Source organism: Streptomyces sp. SID8374, from assembly GCF_009865135.1.
Taxonomy (GTDB): Bacteria; Actinomycetota; Actinomycetes; order Streptomycetales; family Streptomycetaceae; genus Streptomyces.
Map to the genome: position 1 here is coordinate 2,278,567 of NZ_WWGH01000001.1, position 19,736 is coordinate 2,298,302.

The window sequence follows — 19,736 nt, forward strand, 5'->3', positions numbered from 1 at the left end:
CCTGCCCCAGCGCCACGTGTGCGTCAGCTGAGAGAAGCCGTCGCCTCCGGTAAGCGGAGCGACCATCCCTGGTGGAGGGGGGCGTCGGGCCGCCCGCGTCACATGGACGGCGTCAGCCTCTTCGCCGTACTGCAGTGGCTGGTCCGCGTGTGCCGCCACAGCTGGACGACCGTCAGCCCGAACAGGGCGGCGAACGCCACGAGCAGGACCGCCATGATCTCCGTCTGCCTGCCGCCCGCGTCGCGGTCCAGCTGCATGATCAGGCCCAGCAGGGAGAGCACCATCCCGCCGAGGTAGACCGATCGGACGCGCCGCAGCTGCCGTACAGCGCGAGGGGCGAGGGCTACACGCTTCATGAGGGCCATGTGCGCCGGATACCCCGGGGGCGCCCGGCCAGTCGCACCGTCGCCCCGATCGGCGGAAGGTTCTGTCGTGTACGTCGGGAGTCGTGCGGGGCGGCCTGGTTGCGGTGTGGCGCCGGCGGGCTCAGGTCGGCTTGCGCCATACGGAGATGTGCTTGGCGGAGTCCTGGGTGAACGGCGACCCGTCCCAGTCCGCGACGCGGCGGTCCAGTTCGAGGCCGGCGATCCTTGCCATCAGGTCCAGCTCCGTCGGCCAGGCGTACCGGTGACGGGAGTTGGCCCGGCGGTACTGGCCGCTCTCCTCGTCGCGGGTGAAGTGGTTGGATACGAGCATCTGGTCGACCAGGTCGAATGTGTCGAAGCCCAGATGCCGCTCGGACACGTCGAACGGCACCGCCGTCTGGCCCGGTGGCAGGGAACGCAGCGGCGGCACGCCCAACTCGATGACGAATCGGCCACCGGGCTCCAGATGGCGTGCGGCGTTGCGGAAGCACTCGACCTGCTCGTCCTGGGTGAGCAGGTTCGAGATGGTGTTGTAGACGAGGTAGACCAGGGTGAATCCGCCAGGCACCGTCGTGGTCGCCATGTCTCCGATGGTCACCGGGAGCGTGCTCTCGTCGGTCTTGCGGCGCAGCACCGCCGCCATGTGCTCGGACAGTTCGATGCCCACCACCGGTACGCCGCGTTCCCGGAGGGGCACGCCCACCCGTCCCGTACCAATGGCGAACTCCAAAGCCCTGCCGTCTCCCGCCAGTTCGGCGAGGAAGTCGAGGGTCGGGGCGAGGGCGGCAGCCGAGGAGTTCTCTGCCTCCTCGGTGTCGTAGCGGTCGGCGGTCGCTCGGGTCCACAGTTCGCTGCTCGTCACGGGCGGCCACTCTGCCGGGCGCCGTGTGGCGCTGTCGATGGATTTATCCGCCGTCCGATCCCCCCCCCGGCACGCGGCCGGGTCTCCTTGGCCACGCCCACATCGGCGTCACCGCCACCACCTACGCCCACGTCCGACTCCGCCTCCAGCGAGAACGCCATCGACCTCCTCGGCCACGCCCTCCTCAACCCGGCTGAGCCGGTCGGCCAGCGAGACGACGGCGACGACCCACCGCTCTGCGCGACCGCCGTCCGCTGACGTTGCCGTCACTTACTGCCGTCAGACCACGCAAGAGCCCCGCCAGGTGTCACCTGGCGGGGCTTCAGATTTGCTATTGGGATCTCCTGAGATCCCTCACTAGATCGGAGCTGCTCGCGCGGTGAAATCCCTGACCAGAGAGACCGACCAAATATCACCCCGCCGCAAGATTTCTCCAGAGTCAGCCTCCAAGACGTGCACGATCGCCCTAGACTCCATCACCGAAAATCTGGAATGAAGATGACGACCACGGTCACCAATCTGTGCGACTTGGAGAATTTCGGCAGTAACGTTTACCTGGAGGTCACTGAACCGAACCCTCGACTCCATTTCCCCGTATTCCTCAATTAGGGAACTCGGCACAACACCGGGAATGCCTTTGGCCAGCCTGTGAACTGCAAGCTCACCTCGAAGCACTGCCAAATCTCGCCCTTCCTGAAGAACGAGAGCTCCACTAGCCCGTAGTCACGACGCATTCGACCCTTGCGTACTTCGTCTAGGTACCCGGAGCCAAGCTCTGCTTCCCAATCTTCAGGTCGCGCGTCCAGTCCGAGCCCTTGGATGGCTCCAGACTCAAGGACCTCGGCCAAGAACTGAAGGGCGCCCATTCGAGTTTTTCCAAGTTCTTTATAAGGAAATGCATCTCTGCAGCACGATTGGATTGCATCCCGAATTCCCCGGAATTCATGCTGGTGCGAGCAGATGTAGCCTTTGCGACGATGTCAGCCCTCAGGGCGGGATTCGAGTTAATCTCGTTCAGAACTTTTTGAACTTCCTTCGGGCTCACCGTTCCGCTTCTCAGTCGAATTGCTTCAGCCCCAATTCCACCCTTATCATTCGGGAAGACTCGAACCTCACTCTTCCCGATGTGGATGTGGGCACCCTTCGTCGCCCAGTCCTGATAGGCGACTGAAGCATGGATGCAGTTGCTGTTGTGAACGAGTACCGGCGTCTCGCCCGCCAACACATAGTACGTGTGCGCGCCGGGCGGGCGTCACCTGCATTTTCGCTGGTCAGCGAATTCCGGCCTGTCCATGGGTGTGCATGGAAGTGCCGTGCTGTGCGCCTCTGTTGCCGTCGCCGTTGCCGTCAGACGGCTACGCAGGCGAGGGCGGTGGAGTGGGCTTTGGCCGGTGTCCTGCCCGGGTTGGGGTCGGGCATGGTCAGGGGGCCGTACGCTGGCCCGCAACTCGGGCAGGCTTTGGACCTGCCCGGAATTTGAACGAGTGGCCCCCTGGCCTTGCCCGACACGGGCCCAGCCCGGGGAGGTGGGTAAAGCCCACGGGGCCGACCGGCCCCATCTCCGGCCTCCGCCCCGGCCAACTCCCCGCCGTCGCCTCACCGTCGGCCTGGCGTTCGCTGTGCGGGCGCGTCCGGCTTCCCCTGCGCTTCCGGTCGTCCGCTGTGCTGTCTCTGCGCGGCCTGGTCGCTGGCCGGCCCGCGGTGGCGGAGCCGAGAGCGGGCCGGGTGGGCGGCCGTGCCGCGCGCGACCCGCGTCAGCGGGTCGCCTTGAAGACGTAGAAAAAGTTTGAACGCATCCCGCTTCGGCGGTATGCCCTGACTGTCGGTTGAGCGTTCGGCTGGGCTGCTGGTCTGGCGCGATGGCCTGTGGGGTGTGGGTCCTGTTCCGGCTGGCGGTGGTGGTTCTACTCGGCTCGGGTGACCTTGGCGTGGTCGGTGAAGACGCGTCTGAAGAGGTCGTGGCCGGTGCGTCCGGTGTGGCGGAGTGCCCAATCCTGTGCGGCTTCCTGCTCGGAATGGGGTCCGGATTCGGCTCCGCAGTTGGCAGTGGCACAGAACGTCTCGTAGGTGATGCCGCCTTCGGGCGCGTGGCGGATGGTGTGAACGACGTGCCGGTATACCGCGCGGGGGCTCACTGGTGGCCCTCCGGGTGGCGTCGCATGTAGACGTTGCAGTCGCTGACGGTGGTCATGTCGCCGACCGTGCGGGCCCGGTCTCGTACGTTGGCCAGCTCTGCGCACCCCGCACAGCCCTCGACGGGTACCGGCTCCAGCTCCAGGCGCAAGGGGAGTTCAACTGGCGGGGTCGAGTACCTGGTCGGCTCCGTCATGCACATCGCCACCTCTCGAACGTCACATGGCCGACTCCTTGACAGGCCGGTGCTCTAGTTCAGTATTCGAGTGGCCGAAGCACTCCCGCTACGGTTCACAGTGCACTAGTGCACCCTAACTGACATCACGTCAACTCAACGGAGGGGCAAGCCTTATGCCCAGCCCCAAGACGTTCACGAAGATCGCGGATCACTTCCGGGAGCGCATCTTGTCGGGAGAGCTTGAGCCAGGCGCCAAGCTGCCGACGAACCGGGAGATCGCCGGCCAGTGGCAGGCCGCGGCCGCCACCGTCTCCCGCGCCTTGCAGGCTCTCCAGGTGGAGAACTTCATCCGCACCACCCCCAGGGGCACCTACGTCGCCGATGACCCGCGCTGGACGCTGTCGGCTCGGGACCGGCTGGCCCGGGTCCAGCGGGTGAAGTCGTTCTGGCCGAGGGCGAGACGAGCCGGGTGACGGCGGCCGAGCTGATCGTCCCGCCGCTGTATGTGGCGGAGATCTTCGACCTGGAGGCCGGGGATCAGGTGGTGCGGCGCGAGTGGCTGGCGGGACGGGGCAAGACCCGGACCGTGTTCGCCGTGACCTGGTACCCGGCCCCGTTCGCCGCCCTCGTGCCGGACCTGCTGAACACCGCCCCGGGCCGCAACCACGGACTGTCCGCCCGAGTACTGGAAGCCACCGAGCGCACGATCACCCACGCCCGCGACAACATGCACGCCCGCCCCGCCGATGCCCGAGAGGCGAGCGCGCTGGGGCTGCCGGTCGGCTCCCCGATCCTGGCCGGCGCGCACCGATGGTCGGACGCGGAGGGAATCATCGAGTACGGGGAGTGGTGCCTGCCGCCCCGGTTCACCATCGGGTACGGGTACCAGCCCTGACCGATCCACGCGGAGCGTTTCCGAATGCCAGCCTGCGGCGTTCGGGGACGCTGCCGTTCATGCACCCGCCTCAGTTGGTGTCGCGGCCTTCGAGGCGTTCGAAGCGCTCCTCCAGCTCCTCGATGCGCTCCAAGGCGCATTCCAGCTTGTGGGCGAGATCCGCTACTCCGGCCGCCGCCGGGAACTCGTTCGGCGCGGAAGCCGACGCTTCGTCAGACTCGTCCACCGGCTGCACCGCGACCGGTACCTCTGTGCCGAACTCGTCCCCCACGACGACATACGCCATCGAGCCGTTGCGCTGGCAGGTCTTCTTCATCCTGCCCTCCAGAGCGAGGAAGGTCAGGGCCTGGTCGGCGGATTCCGGGTCGCCGCCGATCGTGTCAACCACCTCGTCCCCGGTGACCGTGGCGCCCCTGGCCAGTGATCCGTCTCTGATCTTGCGGACCAGGCGGCCGTGGGAGAGCTGGGTGGCGAAGCCGTGGTCGTCCCAGTCGCGTACGTAGACCTCGTCGCCGGGCAGCTCACCGGGGTAACGCAGGAGGAAGTTACCGGCCAGCAGGGCGATGGCATTGGTGACCACGTTGAGCGGCACCGCATAGTGCTCCGCCAGGACGTCGCGGGCCGGGAGCCGGGCGCCAGAGTGCCGGAGTAGATCTGCTGTGTGAGATCGCCGGCCACCTTCTCGAAGGCGTCCTCGAAGTCGGCCGAGCGCGTGACGAACGTGCCGCGCCCCTGGCGGGCGATGACCCAGCCCTCGTTCCTAAGCAGCCGGATCGCCTTCTGCACGGTCAGGCTCGATGACTTGTAGGTCTGCATAAGCTGGCTCTGGGTCGGCAGGAGCTGGCCGGGCCGCAGTTCGCCGTCCCGGATCTGCTGCCGGAGGTCGTCCGCGATGCGCTCGAACGTCAAGCGCGCTTCATCAGCAGCAGCCATGTCCATCCCCGGTCCCAGTCCGATTCCACCCACCGCGGGCCACTCGCTGCCTGTCGCGTTTCACCAGTTCAGCGGCCTCACGGGGTCAGGGTAGCCGCCGTATGGATGGACCACCCCACGACGGATGGAATTCAATAGGGATGGACTTCGGATGGGATGAATGCAGGGTTGCGGCACGCGATCACCCACACGGGTGACTTGCACCCCTTCTACCTGGAGGTTTCCGTGAAGACCATGCCCATCGACCAGACTCCGGCCCTGGTGATCCTGGCCTCCGAGTCCCGGCCGCACTTCAAGGACCGCGAAGGCCAGCAGCCCGCGATCGACCGGGTCACCGGTGCCCACCTGCACCTGGTGGACGTGATGTTCGCATTCAACGGCCGCGCCGAAGTGATCATCGTCAAGGTCCCGGAGCCGGGCCTGGGCAAGGGCCTGAAGGTCGGTCTGCCCGTCGTCCTCACCGGCCTGGTCGCCTCGGCCTGGGAGAACGAGAGCAACGGCAAGGACCGCCACGGCATCTCCCTGCGCGCCGACGCCATCACCGCCAAGGCGGGCGCATGATGACCGGCAGCCCCCTCGGACCCGCTCTCCTGGCCGTGGTCGGCCTCGGCGCGCTCGGACTGCTGGGCTGGGCCGGGTACTGCTTCACCCGCTGGTACCGGGCCGATGCCGAGACCCGGATCAGCCTGCGGCAGGCGCGGCGGCTGCGGTGGGGCTGGAAGCGGCTCGCCCCGATGCTCGGCCTGGCGGTCAAGGACGCCACCCCGACCGTGCTCCAGCAGTACGGCCCGCAGGAGCAACCGACCAAGCCGCGCGTGCTGGTGTCGCGCCTGCGCACCCGCGCCGATGCCTTCGGCGTCACCGTCACCGCCGACGCGCTGCCGCAGGTCGGGCTGGGCGCCTGGCAGGACGCTGGCGAGGGCCTGTGCGACGCCTGGGGCATGCGCCGCATCCGGATCACCCAGCCCAAACCCGGAGTGATCGTGGCGCGCGGCTTCCGGCGGGAACCGCTGGAGGCGGTGATCCGCTCACCACTCCTCGGTCCCGACGGCTCCCCCGTCTGCCGACTGGGGCAGTTCGTCTCCACCGACGACATACTGCTCGGCTGGGACGAAGACGGCACCCCCATCGTGCTCAACCTCGCCTACTCCGCCCACGCCCTCATCGCCGGCCTCACCCGCTCCGGAAAATCGATCACCGTCAACACCCTGCTCGCCTACGCCTCCCTCATGCGGGACGTGCGTCTGATCGTGATCGACCCCAACCTCGGCGCGGTCGCGCCCTGGTGGCGTACCGCCTACAAGGTCTCCGACGCCATCCACCCCGACGAGCCGACCGAGATCCTGCGCTGGGTGCGCGAGGAAATGCAGCGCCGGGAGCGGCTGTTCTGGTCCGGCCGCACCGACCGCATCACCGACTTCAGCCCCGAGCTGCCGCTGCTGCTCGTGGTGATCGACGAGGTAGCGAACTACACCCGCCACCCGGACCGCAAGGCCCGCGAACGCCTCGAGGCCGAGCTGCTGGCCATCGTCAGCGCCTCACCACCAAGGAGGTCCGCACCTTCCTCGACCGGCTCCGTACCACCTGCCAGTGCTGCACCCAGGGCCTGGACGCCGAACGGAAGGCATGCTGCGCGGTCGGCGAGTGCTGCCAGAAGCAGTTGTCCCCTTCGACGGTGACGTACGTGCAATCGGTCCTCAAGTCCGCTCTGGAACACGCCGTCCGCGAGGACGAACTGCCCCGCAACGTCGCCCGGAACGTCAAGACCACCGCACCCCGGCCCAGGCGCTTCCGGCCACTCACCGCAGCCGAGGCCCGCCGGTTCCTCGACGCGGCCCGCGCCGACCGGCTGCATGCGCTGTACGAACGTGCCCTCCGCACCGGACTCCGCAAGGGCGAACTCCTCGGCCTCCACTGGGAAGACCTCGACCTCACCACCGGAACGGCCAGCATCCGGCGCTCGCTCCAGCGCACTCGCACCGGCGGCCTCACGCATCTGCCCACCAAGACCCGGGCGTCCGAGCGCCGTATGGCGCTCCCGACCGAATGCATCCACTCCCTCAAGAAGCACCAGGAGCAGCAGGACAAGGAGCGCGAGACCGCAGGGCCGGAATGGAGAGACAACAGCCTCGTCTTCACCACGCCCACAGGACGGCCTCTCGACCCTGCCAACCTCACCCGCCGCTTCCGCAGCTTCCTCAACCGGGCCGGACTCCGACGCATCCGCTTCCACGACCTCCGCCACTCGACCGCGACCCTACTCCTGGAACAGGGCGTCGACCTCGTCGTCATCAAGGAGCTGTTGGGCCACGCCCATATCGGCGTCACCGCCAGCGTCTACGCCCACGTGAGACTCCGACTCCAACGCCAAGCCATCGACACCCTCGGCAACGCCCTCGGCACAACCGACGACGACCCCGACGATCCGCCCTCGACAGCAGTCGTCCGCTGACGTTGCCGTCAGCGTTGCCGTCAACCCACCCAGAAGGGTCTGCCGGAATTATCTCCGGCAGACCCTTCTTCGTTCATTGTTCTGCGATTGCTGATCTCGTGGATGCGTGAACTAGCACAATTCTGCACACCTCGGCAGAGCGCGAATTCCCTCTCCGAGTGACAGCCTCCTGAGTAACCGTCAAGAAGCCGTCATTCCAATCGCCGCTGCCGCGAATCTGCCCGCAGGCCAGGAGAGTCCACTACTTCTTCGAGACCATTGAAACGCCACCCATCGCAAGGGAAAACATTCGGGCCAGAGCCTTCCGGACATCCGGGTCTCGGTCAAGCCGCTCCAACGATTCATATCTCGCCGGATCAAGATCGACCGTGGCCACTCCCCCAGCATGTCCGTCCTCCACGGTCGAGAACAGGAGAAGGCATCGGTAGGCGCGCACATCTCCCCCTCTCTCTTCACGCATCAGTGACTGAAGGACGACGCTTCCTTCCTTCACCTGGCTGCGGAGTGCGTGAACTGAGGACCACCGAGTCGCCCAGCCTCGCTCTTCCGCCTCCAATTGGATCGCGAGTAGCGTATCGAAGCTGATCTGACACACGCGGAAGTCAGGGTCGGTCGAATGGATCAGTGACATCAGGCACTACTCCCCGTCATAGACGTCAATGCGGATTCGAATATCTGGGTCGATGCGCCCGTCCCTGATTCTCGCCAGGAGTTCGTCCTTGCGGTGGTGGCCTCCCAAGATCTTGCCATCACGCGAGACAAGAATTCCATCTCCTGCGCCAGGGTTGTTGATCCCGTCCAGAAGTTCCTTATTGCTCAGTTTCTCGTGATACCACTGCGACGCTGGATCTCGAGTCTTCTGTGAATCGGTGTAATTACCGATATCACCAGCCTTCTCGTTACGCGCCGAGATTCCACAGGGCCCGGAATTGTGCACGAGGACCGGCGTACTCCCTGCCAGCACATAGTACGTGTGCAGGTCCGCAATGGTGAGGTTGTGGACCTCGGCCCGCTGATTCACGTGCTCGATGTCCGCGATCCGGAAGGTTATGCCGTCGGCGGTACGGAGTTCCTGTCCGGCGGTCAGGTCACCGGCGTTGATCCAGGCGTTGAGGGCGGGGACCCAGAACGGATGGCCTTCGGTCGCGGTGAGGGTCGCCTTCTCGCCCTCGACATCGAGGGTGATGGTCACCAAGTTCTTCATTCCGGTGCCGGTGACCTCCGCCGTCACCGTTTTGACCGACGTCTCACCGGTCTCGGGATCGGTGGCCAGAACCTGGTCGCCTATGCGAACGTCCTCGATGGGTTTGGTCGTGCCGTCGGCCATAAGGACTTCGGTACCTGGAACGAAGCTGTTGCAGCTCTTCGCGGCCTTCAGGACCTTGATGCCCTTCAGGGCGCGGGCCCAGGGCAGGTCGAGAGCGGCAAGTCCGCAGGCGGTAGCACTCTGACCCGAGAGGCAACTCTTCCACGTGTCTATGTCGGGGACGATGAGCGCAGAGACGAATCGGTCGAAGCCGTTGGGCGTGTAGTCGATGATCCCCAGCGCCTCAGCAGCTCCGCAGAACGCCGCCAGTTTGGTGTCCTGGGCGTAGCACTTGCCTTCCGCCCACGCCTCGACGCGCTTTTCCTCGGGGTACAGGGGGTATAGCGCCTCCAATGTGCGGGCGTTGGGGATGACGAGGCCCTCGATCGCGACTTCGCCGTTCTTCTGGCTGACGGTGACCGCCACCGCAGGGCTGGTTTGCGAGCCTTTCCCCTTTTCGTTTTTCGGCTTCGGGGGATTCTGCGGCTTTTTCGGCGGCTTGCTGCAGCCGGAAGTGGTGCAGCCCGGTCCGTTGCCCTTGTCGGGGGCCCAGGCGGAGTCGGGGTTGCCGTGGCTGCATCCGTCGCAGTAGAGGCCCGTGGGGTCGGAGAAGGTGAGGGGGTTGTTGTTGGCGTAGGCGTAGCCGTTGATCTGCTGGGGATCGGTCAGGTCCATGATCGGGTCGACCGAAAGGAAGCGTCCGGTTGCCGAGTCGTAGGAGCGGGCGCCGACCTGGGTCAGGCCGGTGGACTTGTCGATCGTGCCGCCGACGAAACCCTTTGTACCGGGCCACGTTGTCGGCGTCGAGCCGCGGGTTCCGCCGAAGGGCAGGGAGCGGCGCTGGCTGAGCTGCTGGGTGGCGGCGTCGATGGAGAGCAGTGCGGTGCCGTGGTGGTCGGCGGTGGTGAAGGTGACCTTGCCGTTGTCGGCCTGGACGGCTTGGTGGCCGCCGCCAAGGTCGATGTACCGGGTTCCCTTGGGGGTGGTGGTGCCCTTGGCTACGGTGATCTCGGTGCTGCCGAGGTAGAGGGTGGACTCGGTCGGGGTGCGGGCGATCAGACGGTTGCCGTCGGCATCGTAGATGTACTCGGTGACCTTCGGTGAGCTGCCCTCGACCGGTTCGGTGACCTTGACGAGCTTGCCTTCGGCGTCCCACTTGAGCGTCTGGCTGGTGCCGTCGCCCAGGGTGCGGGTCTCGGTATTGCCCGTCTTGTCGTAGGTGAAGAAGTCGCCCTGGGTGAGGCCGGGGCCGGTGCGGGTGACGGATGTCAAGCCGTGCGGGCGGACCGCGGTGGCTCCGGGGGCCGGGTAGTTGTAGGTGCTGGTGACGTTCTTCGTGGTGTCACCGGCGATGTTGTGCTCCGTCTCGGCGGTGCGGTTGCCCATCTTGTCGTAGCCGTAGGAGGACCAGTACGGGGCGGGGCCGCCGATGACGGCGGCACTCGGCGCATCCGCGCAGGTCTTGGTGGACTGGGTCCATGCCTTCGTCAGGCGGCGCAGGTGGTCGTAGGTGAAGCACTGGTTGTCAGTACCGGCGCGCGATGTGTCCGAGACGGAGAGGACGTTGCCGGCTTCGTCGTAGCGGAAGGTGGACGCCTGGTCGACGCCGGGGATGTCCTCGCGTTCGACCCGGGTGTTCAACAGCCGCTGGGTGCCGGGCTCGTACTCATTGGACACCCAGGTTCTCTTGCCTCCCGCGTTGGACAGTTCATGCCCCAGTGGCTTGCCGGTCAGGCTGTAGGACGTCGTGGCCTTGATGCCCTCGCGGCCGTCCACGGCAATCGGCCGCAGCGTCGCGTCCTCGTGGACGTACACGACGGACGAGGCGGCCAGGCTTCCCGCCTTGGGCAGGCCGACCCCGCTGACCAGGCCGGACGGTTTGTAGGTGGCGCTCGACAGGTGGGTGCCGGAGAGTCCGGCGTTGGCGGTGGTGGCCGGGATCGTCACCGAGGTGCGCAGCGGCCGGTAGAGCTTGTCGTAGGCGACCACCTTGTTGACGTAGGCCGCGCCGTCGTCCGCGTACCGTGTGGATTCGGCGATGTGGCCCTTGGCACCGCTGATGGTGTCGTACGTCCAGGTGGCCCTCAGGGGGCCGCTCGACGAGCCGGAACGGATCTCGGTTCTGCGGCCGAGTCCGTCGTAGGTGTAGGCGAGGGTGGTCTTGCGGGCGTCCTCCGTGGAGATGAGGCGGCCGCGGTCGTCGTAGGAGTACGCGAAGGCGCCCTTGTCGGGGTCCTTGGTCTCCTTGACCTGCCCGAGGAGATCGTACTTGTAGGTCCACTCATTGCCCGCGGGGTCGGTGGCCTTGGCCAGGGCCCCCGTCGGGGTGAAGTGGTACTTCGTGGCATCGAACGGGGCGTCGGCCATGCGCTCATGGTGCTGACGCAGTTCCGTGGTCTGGCCGCGGGCGTCGGTCAGGGTGGTGGTGGCGGTTCCGCCGACGGGCGGGATGACGGTGACGCGGTCGCCGCCGTAGATGTTCCGGGTGATGCCGAGGACCTGGCCGCCGTCGCCGTTGCCGAATATCTGCCGGTGTTCCGTCTGCCGGCCGAGTCCGTCGTAGGTGTAGCGGTTCTGGGTCTCCACCCCGCTGGCGTCCTGCGGCGTGACGAGGGTGGTGGAAGGCTTTCCGGTGGCGTAGTAGGGCAAGAACTCCTTTTCTGCCAGGCCGCGTTCGTCATAGAAGACGTCGGTGAGCAGCGTTCCGCCGTCCGGGCCGGGTGCCTGCGTCTGGCGCGGGCGGAGGAAGCCGTCGTAGAAGACGTAGGAGGTGTCCTGACCGCTGTTGTTGCCGATGGTCTTGGTACCGACGGCGATGGCCCGGTTCTCCGCGACGGTGTAGGTGTACTCGTAGGTGGGGACCTCACCGGTCAGGCGGTCGGCGAGCCAGACCTTGGTCTTCCGCCCCAGTGCGTCGTAGGCGAAGTCGGTGACCTTGTTGTTGGTGTCCGTGATGCTCAGGTGCATACCGCGCAACGGGTCGCGGACGGTGGTGGTCGTGTGAGCAGTGGTGCTGTCCGTGCCCTTGACCGGTGGTGTGGTGACCTTGGCCGAGTCCGGGAAGCCGGTGCTAGGTGTGTAGGTCGTTGTGGTGACGAGGCCGTCGTTGCGCGGCGTCCGGGTCACCGCGTCGTTCTTCACGGTGACGGTGCCGCTGAGGTCGTTGGTGGTGAGCTGACGGCCGTAACCGTCATAGGTGGCCGCCGTCTCGGTATAGGTGGCGGTGGTGCCGTCGTGCGACTTGAGCACGCCCGTCGCCGTGGCGGTGCCCTTGGTGGGCGCGGTTCCGTAGTCGAGGCCGTCGTAGGCGGTACGGATGTCGGATATGACATCGGCGGGGCGCGCGGGGACGGTGGGACACGCCTTGGAGACCGCCTCCACCCGAGCGGGGAGGGAGAGGATCGCGCCCGCCGTCGGGTAGTAGGTGCGGGTGCACCTGTCGTCGGTGGCGGTGGAGTCGTCGCCACGGTCGTCGACCTGCGTGATGCGTCCGGCGACGGTGTCGTACGTGTTGGAGGTCGTGGTGGTCCGCCACCGGCTGCCGGCGCCGCCGTCGAGCGAGGTCCAGGACCGGGTCTGGGCGGTGCCGGTGAAGTTGGCGGTCACCGCCCCCCAGGAGCGGACCTTCTTCGCGGTCTCGTGGTACCAGGGGCGGCTCACGGTCTTGCCGAGGACGTGGCCCTGGGGGCCGGAGTATTGCACCGTCTTGTACTCGAAGCCCGCGGCCGCCTCGTGGTCGGTGAGCGGGGCGCCCTCGTCGGTGCCGAGAGAAACGGTGACCGCCTTGGTGCCGCCGGCGGGCTCCTTACGGTCGCCGTTCATGCCGCGCAGGAAGTAGCTGTCGTTCTGGGACTTCATCGCGGCGGCACCACCCTGTCCGCCCGTCCTGACGCGGACGTGACCGTAGCCGCGCCACTGGGACCAGGTCTTGGCTTTCTCCTTGGTCAGCCCGTCATCGTCGTCGTAGTGCCAGGCGGCGTCGCCGAGGTAGTCGTACATCGTGACCTGGTCGGGGGCCCGGCCGGTCCGGTCGGTCAGCGTGACGGTGGAGGTGACGTACTTGTTGAACCAGTGCAGTTCGCCGTCGTCGGTGCTCGTGGCGCCGATGTTCTGGGGGAAGCACCGGGTCGTGTTGGTCTGCGGGGTCGGTAGCGCTGCCGCGTTGCACACCGGGGCCGAGTAGTTGACGTCGATCCGGCCGCCGGCCTCGTCCGCGACCGTGGCAAGGCGCTCCTTGATGAACGGGGCGTAGCCGTCATTGATCCGGTCGAGGCGGTTGGCGTGCTGGGTGTACCCGAAAGTGGTCTTGGGCAGGGTGATGGCCGGGGTGGCGCTCTTGCCTGTGCGCTGGATGGACTCCAGCAGCAGCTGGTAATCCGTGTCGGCCATCCCCCACCGGTGGCCCAGCGCCCACGAGTCGACGTCCGCGTAGGTGCCGTTCCTGAGGACCTGAGTGGCGACGGAGGCCAGCCGCTTGGTGGTGAAGAATACGGGCGCGAGCCGGCCCTTATCACAGGTCGCACCGGTGTTGCAGTTCAGGTCCCAGGGGGTGTCGTACCAGCGCAAGGCATCGGTTTCCACCTCGGGGCAGGTGCTTCCGCCCGTCGGCAGGCATCGCTTGCCGCTGGTGAAGTTGACCTTCGCCAGGGCCTTTGCCGAGTACATGCCGCTGGAGCGCAGTCCGTACTCGATACGGTCGAGGGAGCCACCGCGCACGTAGCGGGTGTTGGCCTTCTCGTCCAGGTTGCGGCCGTAGGAGTTCGACTCCTGGTCGTAGTAGTAGGCGATCGCGTTGCCGTGCGGGTCGACCACGTAGTCCAGGTTCCAGCGCCAGCCCTGCTGGCACCAGGAGTTGGCGAACGCGGAGGCGTGGCAGGGTTCGCCCGTGTCGTCCCCGAAGACCGGGGCGGTCCAGGTGGAGTCGGTGGTCTCTTTGCCGGATGCCCAGCCGGGCAGACGGTTGTACCCGAAGAAGTACTGCACCCCGTCGGGCGTGGTGACCTTCCAGTACTCGTCGTCACGGGCTCCGTTGGCCCGCACGTCCGTGCTCGTTCCCTTCAGGCGCTGGACCTTCGTGCCGTCGTCGTCAGGCAGCCGGAAGGTGTCGGCACCGGTCGGTACGAGTTCCCCGCCCTTGCCGTTGAAAGAGATGAACGCGTTGTCGTAGGCCCAGCACAGGTCGGCCGGCTTGCCTCCGTCTGGACGCTCGACCCCGTCGTCGGCGCACGACTTGTAGCGGCGCTCGATGGCTCCGGGCCACAGGTCGAACCCGTCCCCGGCCCATGATGCCTGGTTGTTGCTGTTACCGGTGCGTCCGTCGATGGATCCGGAGGAGTACGACAGACCGACGCTGGGCGCCAGCCCTCCGGGAACTTCCGGCACGTTCATGGCGTACGACCAGGAGAAGTCACCGGTGTTGAGGCTGGTGCTCCACTGCGCGGAGGGGGAGAGCGGAGTCGCCTTGTAGTCGCCGCCCATGCTGGCGTCGTCCGCGACGGCTGCCAGGACCGTGGCGCCGGAGGACGCGAGGGCGACGCGTGGGGCGGTGAGGGTCTGCTTCTCGGTGTCGTTGACTGTTTCGACAGGTTCGGCGGAACGGCACTGGGCCTTCTCCGGCGTGGACAGTGCGCACGCCGGCAGTTCGACCAGCTTGAGCCGGCCGGCGTAGCCGCCGCCGAACGCTCCGGCGAAGGAGGAGTAGTCGAGACGGGCGCGGACGGATGTCTTCGACGCAGTCGTCCCGGCGGCTTCCAGACTGAACATCGGTCCGTCCGCCCCCGCCAGACGGGCAGCCTGGCGGTCGAACATCCGGGTGCGTACGGACCCGGATGCCTGGGAGTTGCCCAGAGCAAGGGGCAGCTTCCCCGCGCGTACGACGGAGGAGCCGCTCTTCGGCACCTCCACGGTCACCGTGCCCGCCTCCGGCCACACGGCTTTCGGGGCCCGCACGGGTGCGCCGGGCTGCGCACCGACGCGCGGAATGTAGGGAACCGGTGAGACTGCGACCGGCTTCTCCGACGCGGGAAGGTCGGGTCGGCCCGTACCGAGATCGACTGCCGATGCGACGGGCAGGGTTGCTACTTGAAGCAGGGTTCCCACCAGGACCATGGCCGAGGCCAGTGCTGTCCTGCGCCACAGGGAACGGACTCGCGTCCGCTGTCTGCCGTTCATCCTCATCCTTCGTCGTGCAAGTTCGGAGCAGTCGGCAGCACGAGACGCGTACCGCTGCGGTGGATCAGGGCGTGGGAGGGTCCGACCATGTCGTCGGACCCCCGACTGCTCAGTCGCTGCCGGGAACGGTGGTCTCGGCCCCGGGAACGCCTTGGGCCAGATGGGCGATGGCGGTCTCGCTCAGTGCGCCCTGGAAGGTCCACAGGTCCGACACCGCACCCGGCCAGTACTCACCCCACGTGTTCACTCCGGTCTTCGTGCGTCCGATGTGAAGCCCTTGAGCGGCCTTGAACGTGATCACGTTCTCGGCACGGGAGATCCTCTCCTCACATGTGGGATCGTCCGCCACGCCGTCGCCGTCGCTGTCGGCGCATGCCGTCTCCTCCAACGATCCGTTGACGTAGAGCCTCAGTTCCCGGGCGAATCCGTCGTAGACCAAGGCGAGGTGGTGCCATTCATCGACCCCGGAGAACGGCCCGTAGGCCACGTCGGTTTCGGTGGCGGCCGTGGAATCGGCCTGGCCGGTGGTGATCTGCCAGCGGCCTCCGGTCGTCTGCGGTGTCGCGCTCGGAACGTAGCGGACCTCGAAGGCGTTCCTGGAGGTGCCGGGAGCACTGATCAGAGCGGCCGGCTTGGTCGGTACGGCGGCTGCCTGGGCGAAGGCGCTCACGGTGAAACTTCCGGAGGTATCGACGGGGGGCACGGCGCCCACCGTCGCGGCGTAGTCGTCCACTCCGTCGAGTTCCAACCCGCCGTCGACCCAGCCCGATCCCACCCCGGCCCCGTTGTGCAGGGTCAGGGCCGCTCCCGTCGGAGACGCGTCCGGGGTGGTGGGTGGCGTCGTCGAACTGGCCGTCTCGAACTTCCAGCGGGCCTTGACGATGGGGCGTTGCCGGAACAGTTGCTGGACCTCCTCCGCGGAGACCGGCCGGTCGTACAACCGCACGTCGTCGATCTGCCCGGGGAAGAACTGGATCAGTTGTCCGCCGTCGATGCTCAGGGCGCCGACCTGGACCCGGCCGCCCGCGTACCAGGGCGCGGTCTGCGGGACGCTGCCCACTCTTGTACCGTTGACATACAAGGTGAGCGTCTTCTCCACCGCATCGTGAACACCCACCAGATGCGCCCACTCCCCAGGCCTCACGATGGTGCCCTCAGGCTGCACAATCCTGATCTGCTGAGCCCCCGGTATGTCGGCCGAGTACTGGGTAAAGCCCCAGCGGTTGTACGTCTTGGAATAGAACAGCTCGAAACCTGGTCGATTCGCGCCTAGTTGTGCGACCACAGTGGCCGCCTGGGCGGGAACCCTGTCGAGTTTCGCCCAAGCCGAGACTGCGAAGGAGCGCTGGGTGTCGGCGTGCGGTGCGGCGGTGTGTGCGTAGTCACCCGCGCCGTCCAGTTCCAGCGCCCTGCCCGCGATACCGGGGCTTCCGAGTCGGGCGTCACCGACGAGACCGAGGGGTTGGGTGTCGGCCCGGCCGATAACCTCGGTGGCCCCGGAGTCCTCATCCATCGGGAAGACGGCGCGAGCCGTCCGCCCGCTGCCTATGGACTGCAGGTTGTACAAACGGGTCACCTCGGTGGCACTGACGGGCTTGTCGAAGATGCGCAGTTCGTCGATGGCTCCAGGGAAGTAATTGGTCACAGAGCCTCGCAGGTTCGCGGCACCGATCTGCAGACCCCGACGGGCGTCCCACGCAGTCGTGTACGGCGTGGAGCCGACGAGCGCACCGTTGACGTACAGCCTCAGCTCCTTGTCGCCGCCGCTGTAGACGCCCACCAGGTGAGTCCACGCGTTCGCGGTGACACCGCCGGCCTGCGAAGCCATCGCACGGGCTATCGGGGCTCCAGGGGTGTCGGAGGTGTACTGGTTGAAGACCCACCGCTGGTAGCCGTGGGAGTAGTACAGCTCGAAGCCCGGGGAGTGGTTGCCGGGCTGTGCCGCTACAACAGCGGCATCCGTGGGAATCCTGTCGAGCTTGACCCACGCGGACACACTGAAGCCGTTGGCCGTGTTGACTGTCGGGATGTCGGTGGCCGCGTACCCGCTTGTGCCGTCCAGATGAAGGGTCTTGCCCTTCTTACCGGCGCCTCCGGTGGTGGCACCGCCGTGCAGTTTGGCGATACGGGCCCCTGACGAACCTGCGGCCTGGCTCGCTCCGCCGGCCTCGTCGAGTTCCCAGACAGCCCGCTCGGGCTGTCCGGCCTTGACGCGGTATCGGTAGGTGCGGGTCTCGCTGCCGTTACCCGCCTGGTCGAACGACCGGGCTGTGACGAAGCTCAGCCCCGGCTTGGCCGGCAGGAGCAGAACGCTCTTGGCAGCACCACCTGATGTCGTGATGGTGTTGGCGGCTGTGGGGTCGCCGTTGACACCGAACCAGTACTTGGTCACGTCGTTCTCTGCGGCCTTGATCGTGAACGTACCGTGCTTGCCCACACCGTCATGCCAAGGATCTTCGGGGTTCTCGGGATCGGAGGCCGGATAGTCACCGGACGAGATGGTGGGCGCCTTGGGCACGGTGGCGTCGTAGACGAAGTAGCAGCCGGTCGGATCACCGGAAGTCGACCAAGGAGAGTACTGGGCCCCGTCATAGCTCCGTGCGTACCAGAAGATCTGCTTGTTCTGGGGTATCGAGGAGGGCAGGCCAATATGGAAGTCGGCACCCGACTTCTTCGAGGTAGTCCGGCCCGACCTCCACCGAACGATCGTCCCCTTGCCGTCGCCGGAGTCCCATTGGGCCTCGAACTCGACACTGACGTTGTCGCCGTCGGGGTCGGTCACACCGGTGGCATAGATCACCCCCAGAGTCCGTACGCGTGCTGCGGCGGACGGCCTCTTGCACGTTCCGCCGATCTCCATCGAGAGCTGGGACATCTTGATCTGCGGCGGCGCCCGGTTGTACTGCACCCGCAGATAGGCCTTGTCGGAGAAGCGCTTCCAGGCATAGCCGTCGCTCTCATTGGCTGCGCGCAGGCCGAACGTCATCGTCGAACTCTTGCTGTTGGCTGCGCGCTGCACCGCCGCCTTGACGTTGAACTCGGCGTCCTTGGCAGCACAGCCCGTATATCCGTGAGCGAACGACTCAGAGGCCAGTCGCTCGATCCAGAAGCCGCTTGCCTGCTGGCTGTTCCAGGTGGTCGACGAGGAGATGCCCTTGGTCGTCCACAGTTCGACCCCACGGGCCGAGCACGACGCAGACCAGGTGTTGCGCACCACGAATTCCGCCGACAGGATCGACCTGCCCGCGAACTGGGACACCGAAATCTGGTAGAAGAGGCGCTTGGTGTCGTGCGGGGCGCAGTAGGCCCAGTTGCAGTATCCGAGTCCGGCGTCCGGATCACCGTTGAACTTCCACTGCGGTGACGATGCCCAGTACGCCGACGCCATCGTCCAAGCCGTACTGGGCGGGGTGTGCCACTGCGGGTCGATGTACACGGGATAGACGGTGTCGTCCGACCGCAGAACGTCCTTGTCAGGGGTGAGCACCAGCTCCTTCTGTCCGGCGGGCACCTCCACCCCTACCGGCGCGAGTTTCCCCGACTCTCCAGCGCCGGGCTCTGCCATGGCACCTTCGAATGTCTCCTCCGGGTCAGCCGCCCTCTTACCCGACAGAGCCGCTTTCCCGGCCGATTCGGTGATCGCGGTTCCCGACCCGGGGCTGGAGTCCCACATCATCGGCCTCGACGCTTCGAAAACGGCTGTCCCGGCCCCTGCGTCCAGGGCCTCCAGACCGTTCTCCGGCGTCACCCGGACGTTCAGCTTCTCCGTATCCATCTTCAGCCGGAGCTGTGCCAGTTGAGGACTCTGCGCGGCCTCCGCTGTCCTCACGACCAAGAGCTGCGTAAACCCGTCCTCCTGGGCAGTCATGCGCAGATCGACGTCCGGCAGCACGGACTCGTAAGTGGCAATCGGCCCGTCGAGCCGTGGGGCCGGCAGCGATCCGGGCCATGACAAGCTCAATTCGCGGCCGGAGCGTTCCAACCGGACCAGCGGCGTATCGGTGCCGCCTGCGGAAAACTCCAGATCCACCGTGGATGCGACCGGCACGATCGTCCCCCCACGGCCAACTGCCAGGTCTGTGTTGACACGCTTCCAGACGCCCTCGGACCGGGTCCACACCGGCCGGAGATATTCACGCGCCTCCAGATTGCCCTCAGGCGTCACGAATACTTCGCGCATCTGACTGCGGAGTGCGGTGATCTCGGTGGACTTGCCGCTCTGCTCGGCCTTTGCCCGCGCTTCCGCCTCCGAGAGCATCTGCTCACCAGATCCGGTATCAGCGCTCCGGGGCGACTGTGTGATCGCTCCGGCGGGGGCAGTGCTCTCCACCGCCTCTGCTTCACCGAGAGTGGACGGTAGTGCTCCAAGGGCCAACGACATGCCTAGCAGGGCACCAACAGCCCTGCCACTGAACCTATTTCGGGCACACACCTTCGACAC

8 protein-coding genes and 4 pseudogenes are annotated in these 19,736 nt (G+C 66.6%); 5 read left to right on the top strand and 7 right to left on the bottom strand.

What is annotated here, in order from left to right:
- Nucleotides 1-98: 98 nt before the first annotated feature.
- A complete protein-coding gene (locus GTY67_RS10135) occupies nt 99-365 on the bottom strand; it encodes a hypothetical protein (protein WP_093688407.1) in 267 nt (88 codons plus the stop codon).
- A gap of 121 nt (nt 366-486) precedes the next feature.
- Nucleotides 487-1,227: a class I SAM-dependent methyltransferase gene (locus GTY67_RS10140; RefSeq protein WP_161278446.1), complete on the bottom strand. Its 741-nt coding sequence runs from the start codon at nt 1,225-1,227 to the stop codon at nt 487-489.
- A gap of 87 nt (nt 1,228-1,314) precedes the next feature.
- On the opposite strand from GTY67_RS10140, the gene GTY67_RS10145 reads away from it, so the two are divergent.
- Complete coding sequence (locus GTY67_RS10145; RefSeq protein ID WP_202462319.1) at nt 1,315-1,485, top strand: hypothetical protein; 171 nt, start codon at nt 1,315-1,317, stop codon at nt 1,483-1,485.
- A gap of 1,873 nt (nt 1,486-3,358) precedes the next feature.
- Here GTY67_RS10145 and GTY67_RS10155 read toward each other — a convergent pair.
- Nucleotides 3,359-3,556: a hypothetical protein gene (locus tag GTY67_RS10155; RefSeq protein ID WP_115069895.1), complete on the bottom strand. Its 198-nt coding sequence runs from the start codon at nt 3,554-3,556 to the stop codon at nt 3,359-3,361.
- Nucleotides 3,557-3,711: 155 nt separating this feature from the next.
- Here GTY67_RS10155 and GTY67_RS10160 point away from each other — a divergent pair.
- A pseudogene (locus tag GTY67_RS10160) lies at nt 3,712-4,433 on the top strand (GntR family transcriptional regulator).
- Between the two features lie 70 nt (nt 4,434-4,503).
- Here the strand turns inward: GTY67_RS10160 and GTY67_RS35460 are convergent.
- Complete coding sequence (locus tag GTY67_RS35460; protein ID WP_343238759.1) at nt 4,504-5,025, bottom strand: hypothetical protein; 522 nt, start codon at nt 5,023-5,025, stop codon at nt 4,504-4,506.
- 182 nt (nt 5,026-5,207) lie between these two features.
- Nucleotides 5,208-5,372 (bottom strand): annotated as a pseudogene (locus tag GTY67_RS35465) (GntR family transcriptional regulator); the annotation flags it as partial.
- A 228-nt stretch (nt 5,373-5,600) separates the two neighbouring features.
- On the opposite strand from GTY67_RS35465, the gene GTY67_RS10170 reads away from it, so the two are divergent.
- The 3 genes and pseudogenes from GTY67_RS10170 to GTY67_RS10180 form a co-directional block, all read left to right on the top strand.
- A complete protein-coding gene (locus GTY67_RS10170) occupies nt 5,601-5,927 on the top strand; it encodes a hypothetical protein (protein ID WP_202461900.1) in 327 nt (108 codons plus the stop codon).
- A gap of 380 nt (nt 5,928-6,307) precedes the next feature.
- Nucleotides 6,308-6,796 (top strand): annotated as a pseudogene (locus tag GTY67_RS34860) (FtsK/SpoIIIE domain-containing protein); the annotation flags it as partial.
- A gap of 104 nt (nt 6,797-6,900) precedes the next feature.
- A pseudogene (locus tag GTY67_RS10180) lies at nt 6,901-7,818 on the top strand (site-specific integrase); the annotation flags it as partial.
- Nucleotides 7,819-8,455: 637 nt separating this feature from the next.
- On the opposite strand, the gene GTY67_RS10185 reads toward GTY67_RS10180, so the two are convergent.
- Together GTY67_RS10185 and GTY67_RS10190 are read right to left on the bottom strand one after the other, a co-directional pair.
- A complete protein-coding gene (locus GTY67_RS10185; RefSeq protein WP_237502743.1) occupies nt 8,456-14,932 on the bottom strand; it encodes a polymorphic toxin-type HINT domain-containing protein in 6,477 nt (2,158 codons plus the stop codon).
- A 472-nt stretch (nt 14,933-15,404) separates the two neighbouring features.
- Nucleotides 15,405-19,553, bottom strand: a complete 4,149-nt coding sequence (locus tag GTY67_RS10190) for a LamG-like jellyroll fold domain-containing protein (protein ID WP_237502577.1) — start codon at nt 19,551-19,553, stop codon at nt 15,405-15,407.
- Between the last annotated feature and the right edge of the window lie 183 nt (nt 19,554-19,736).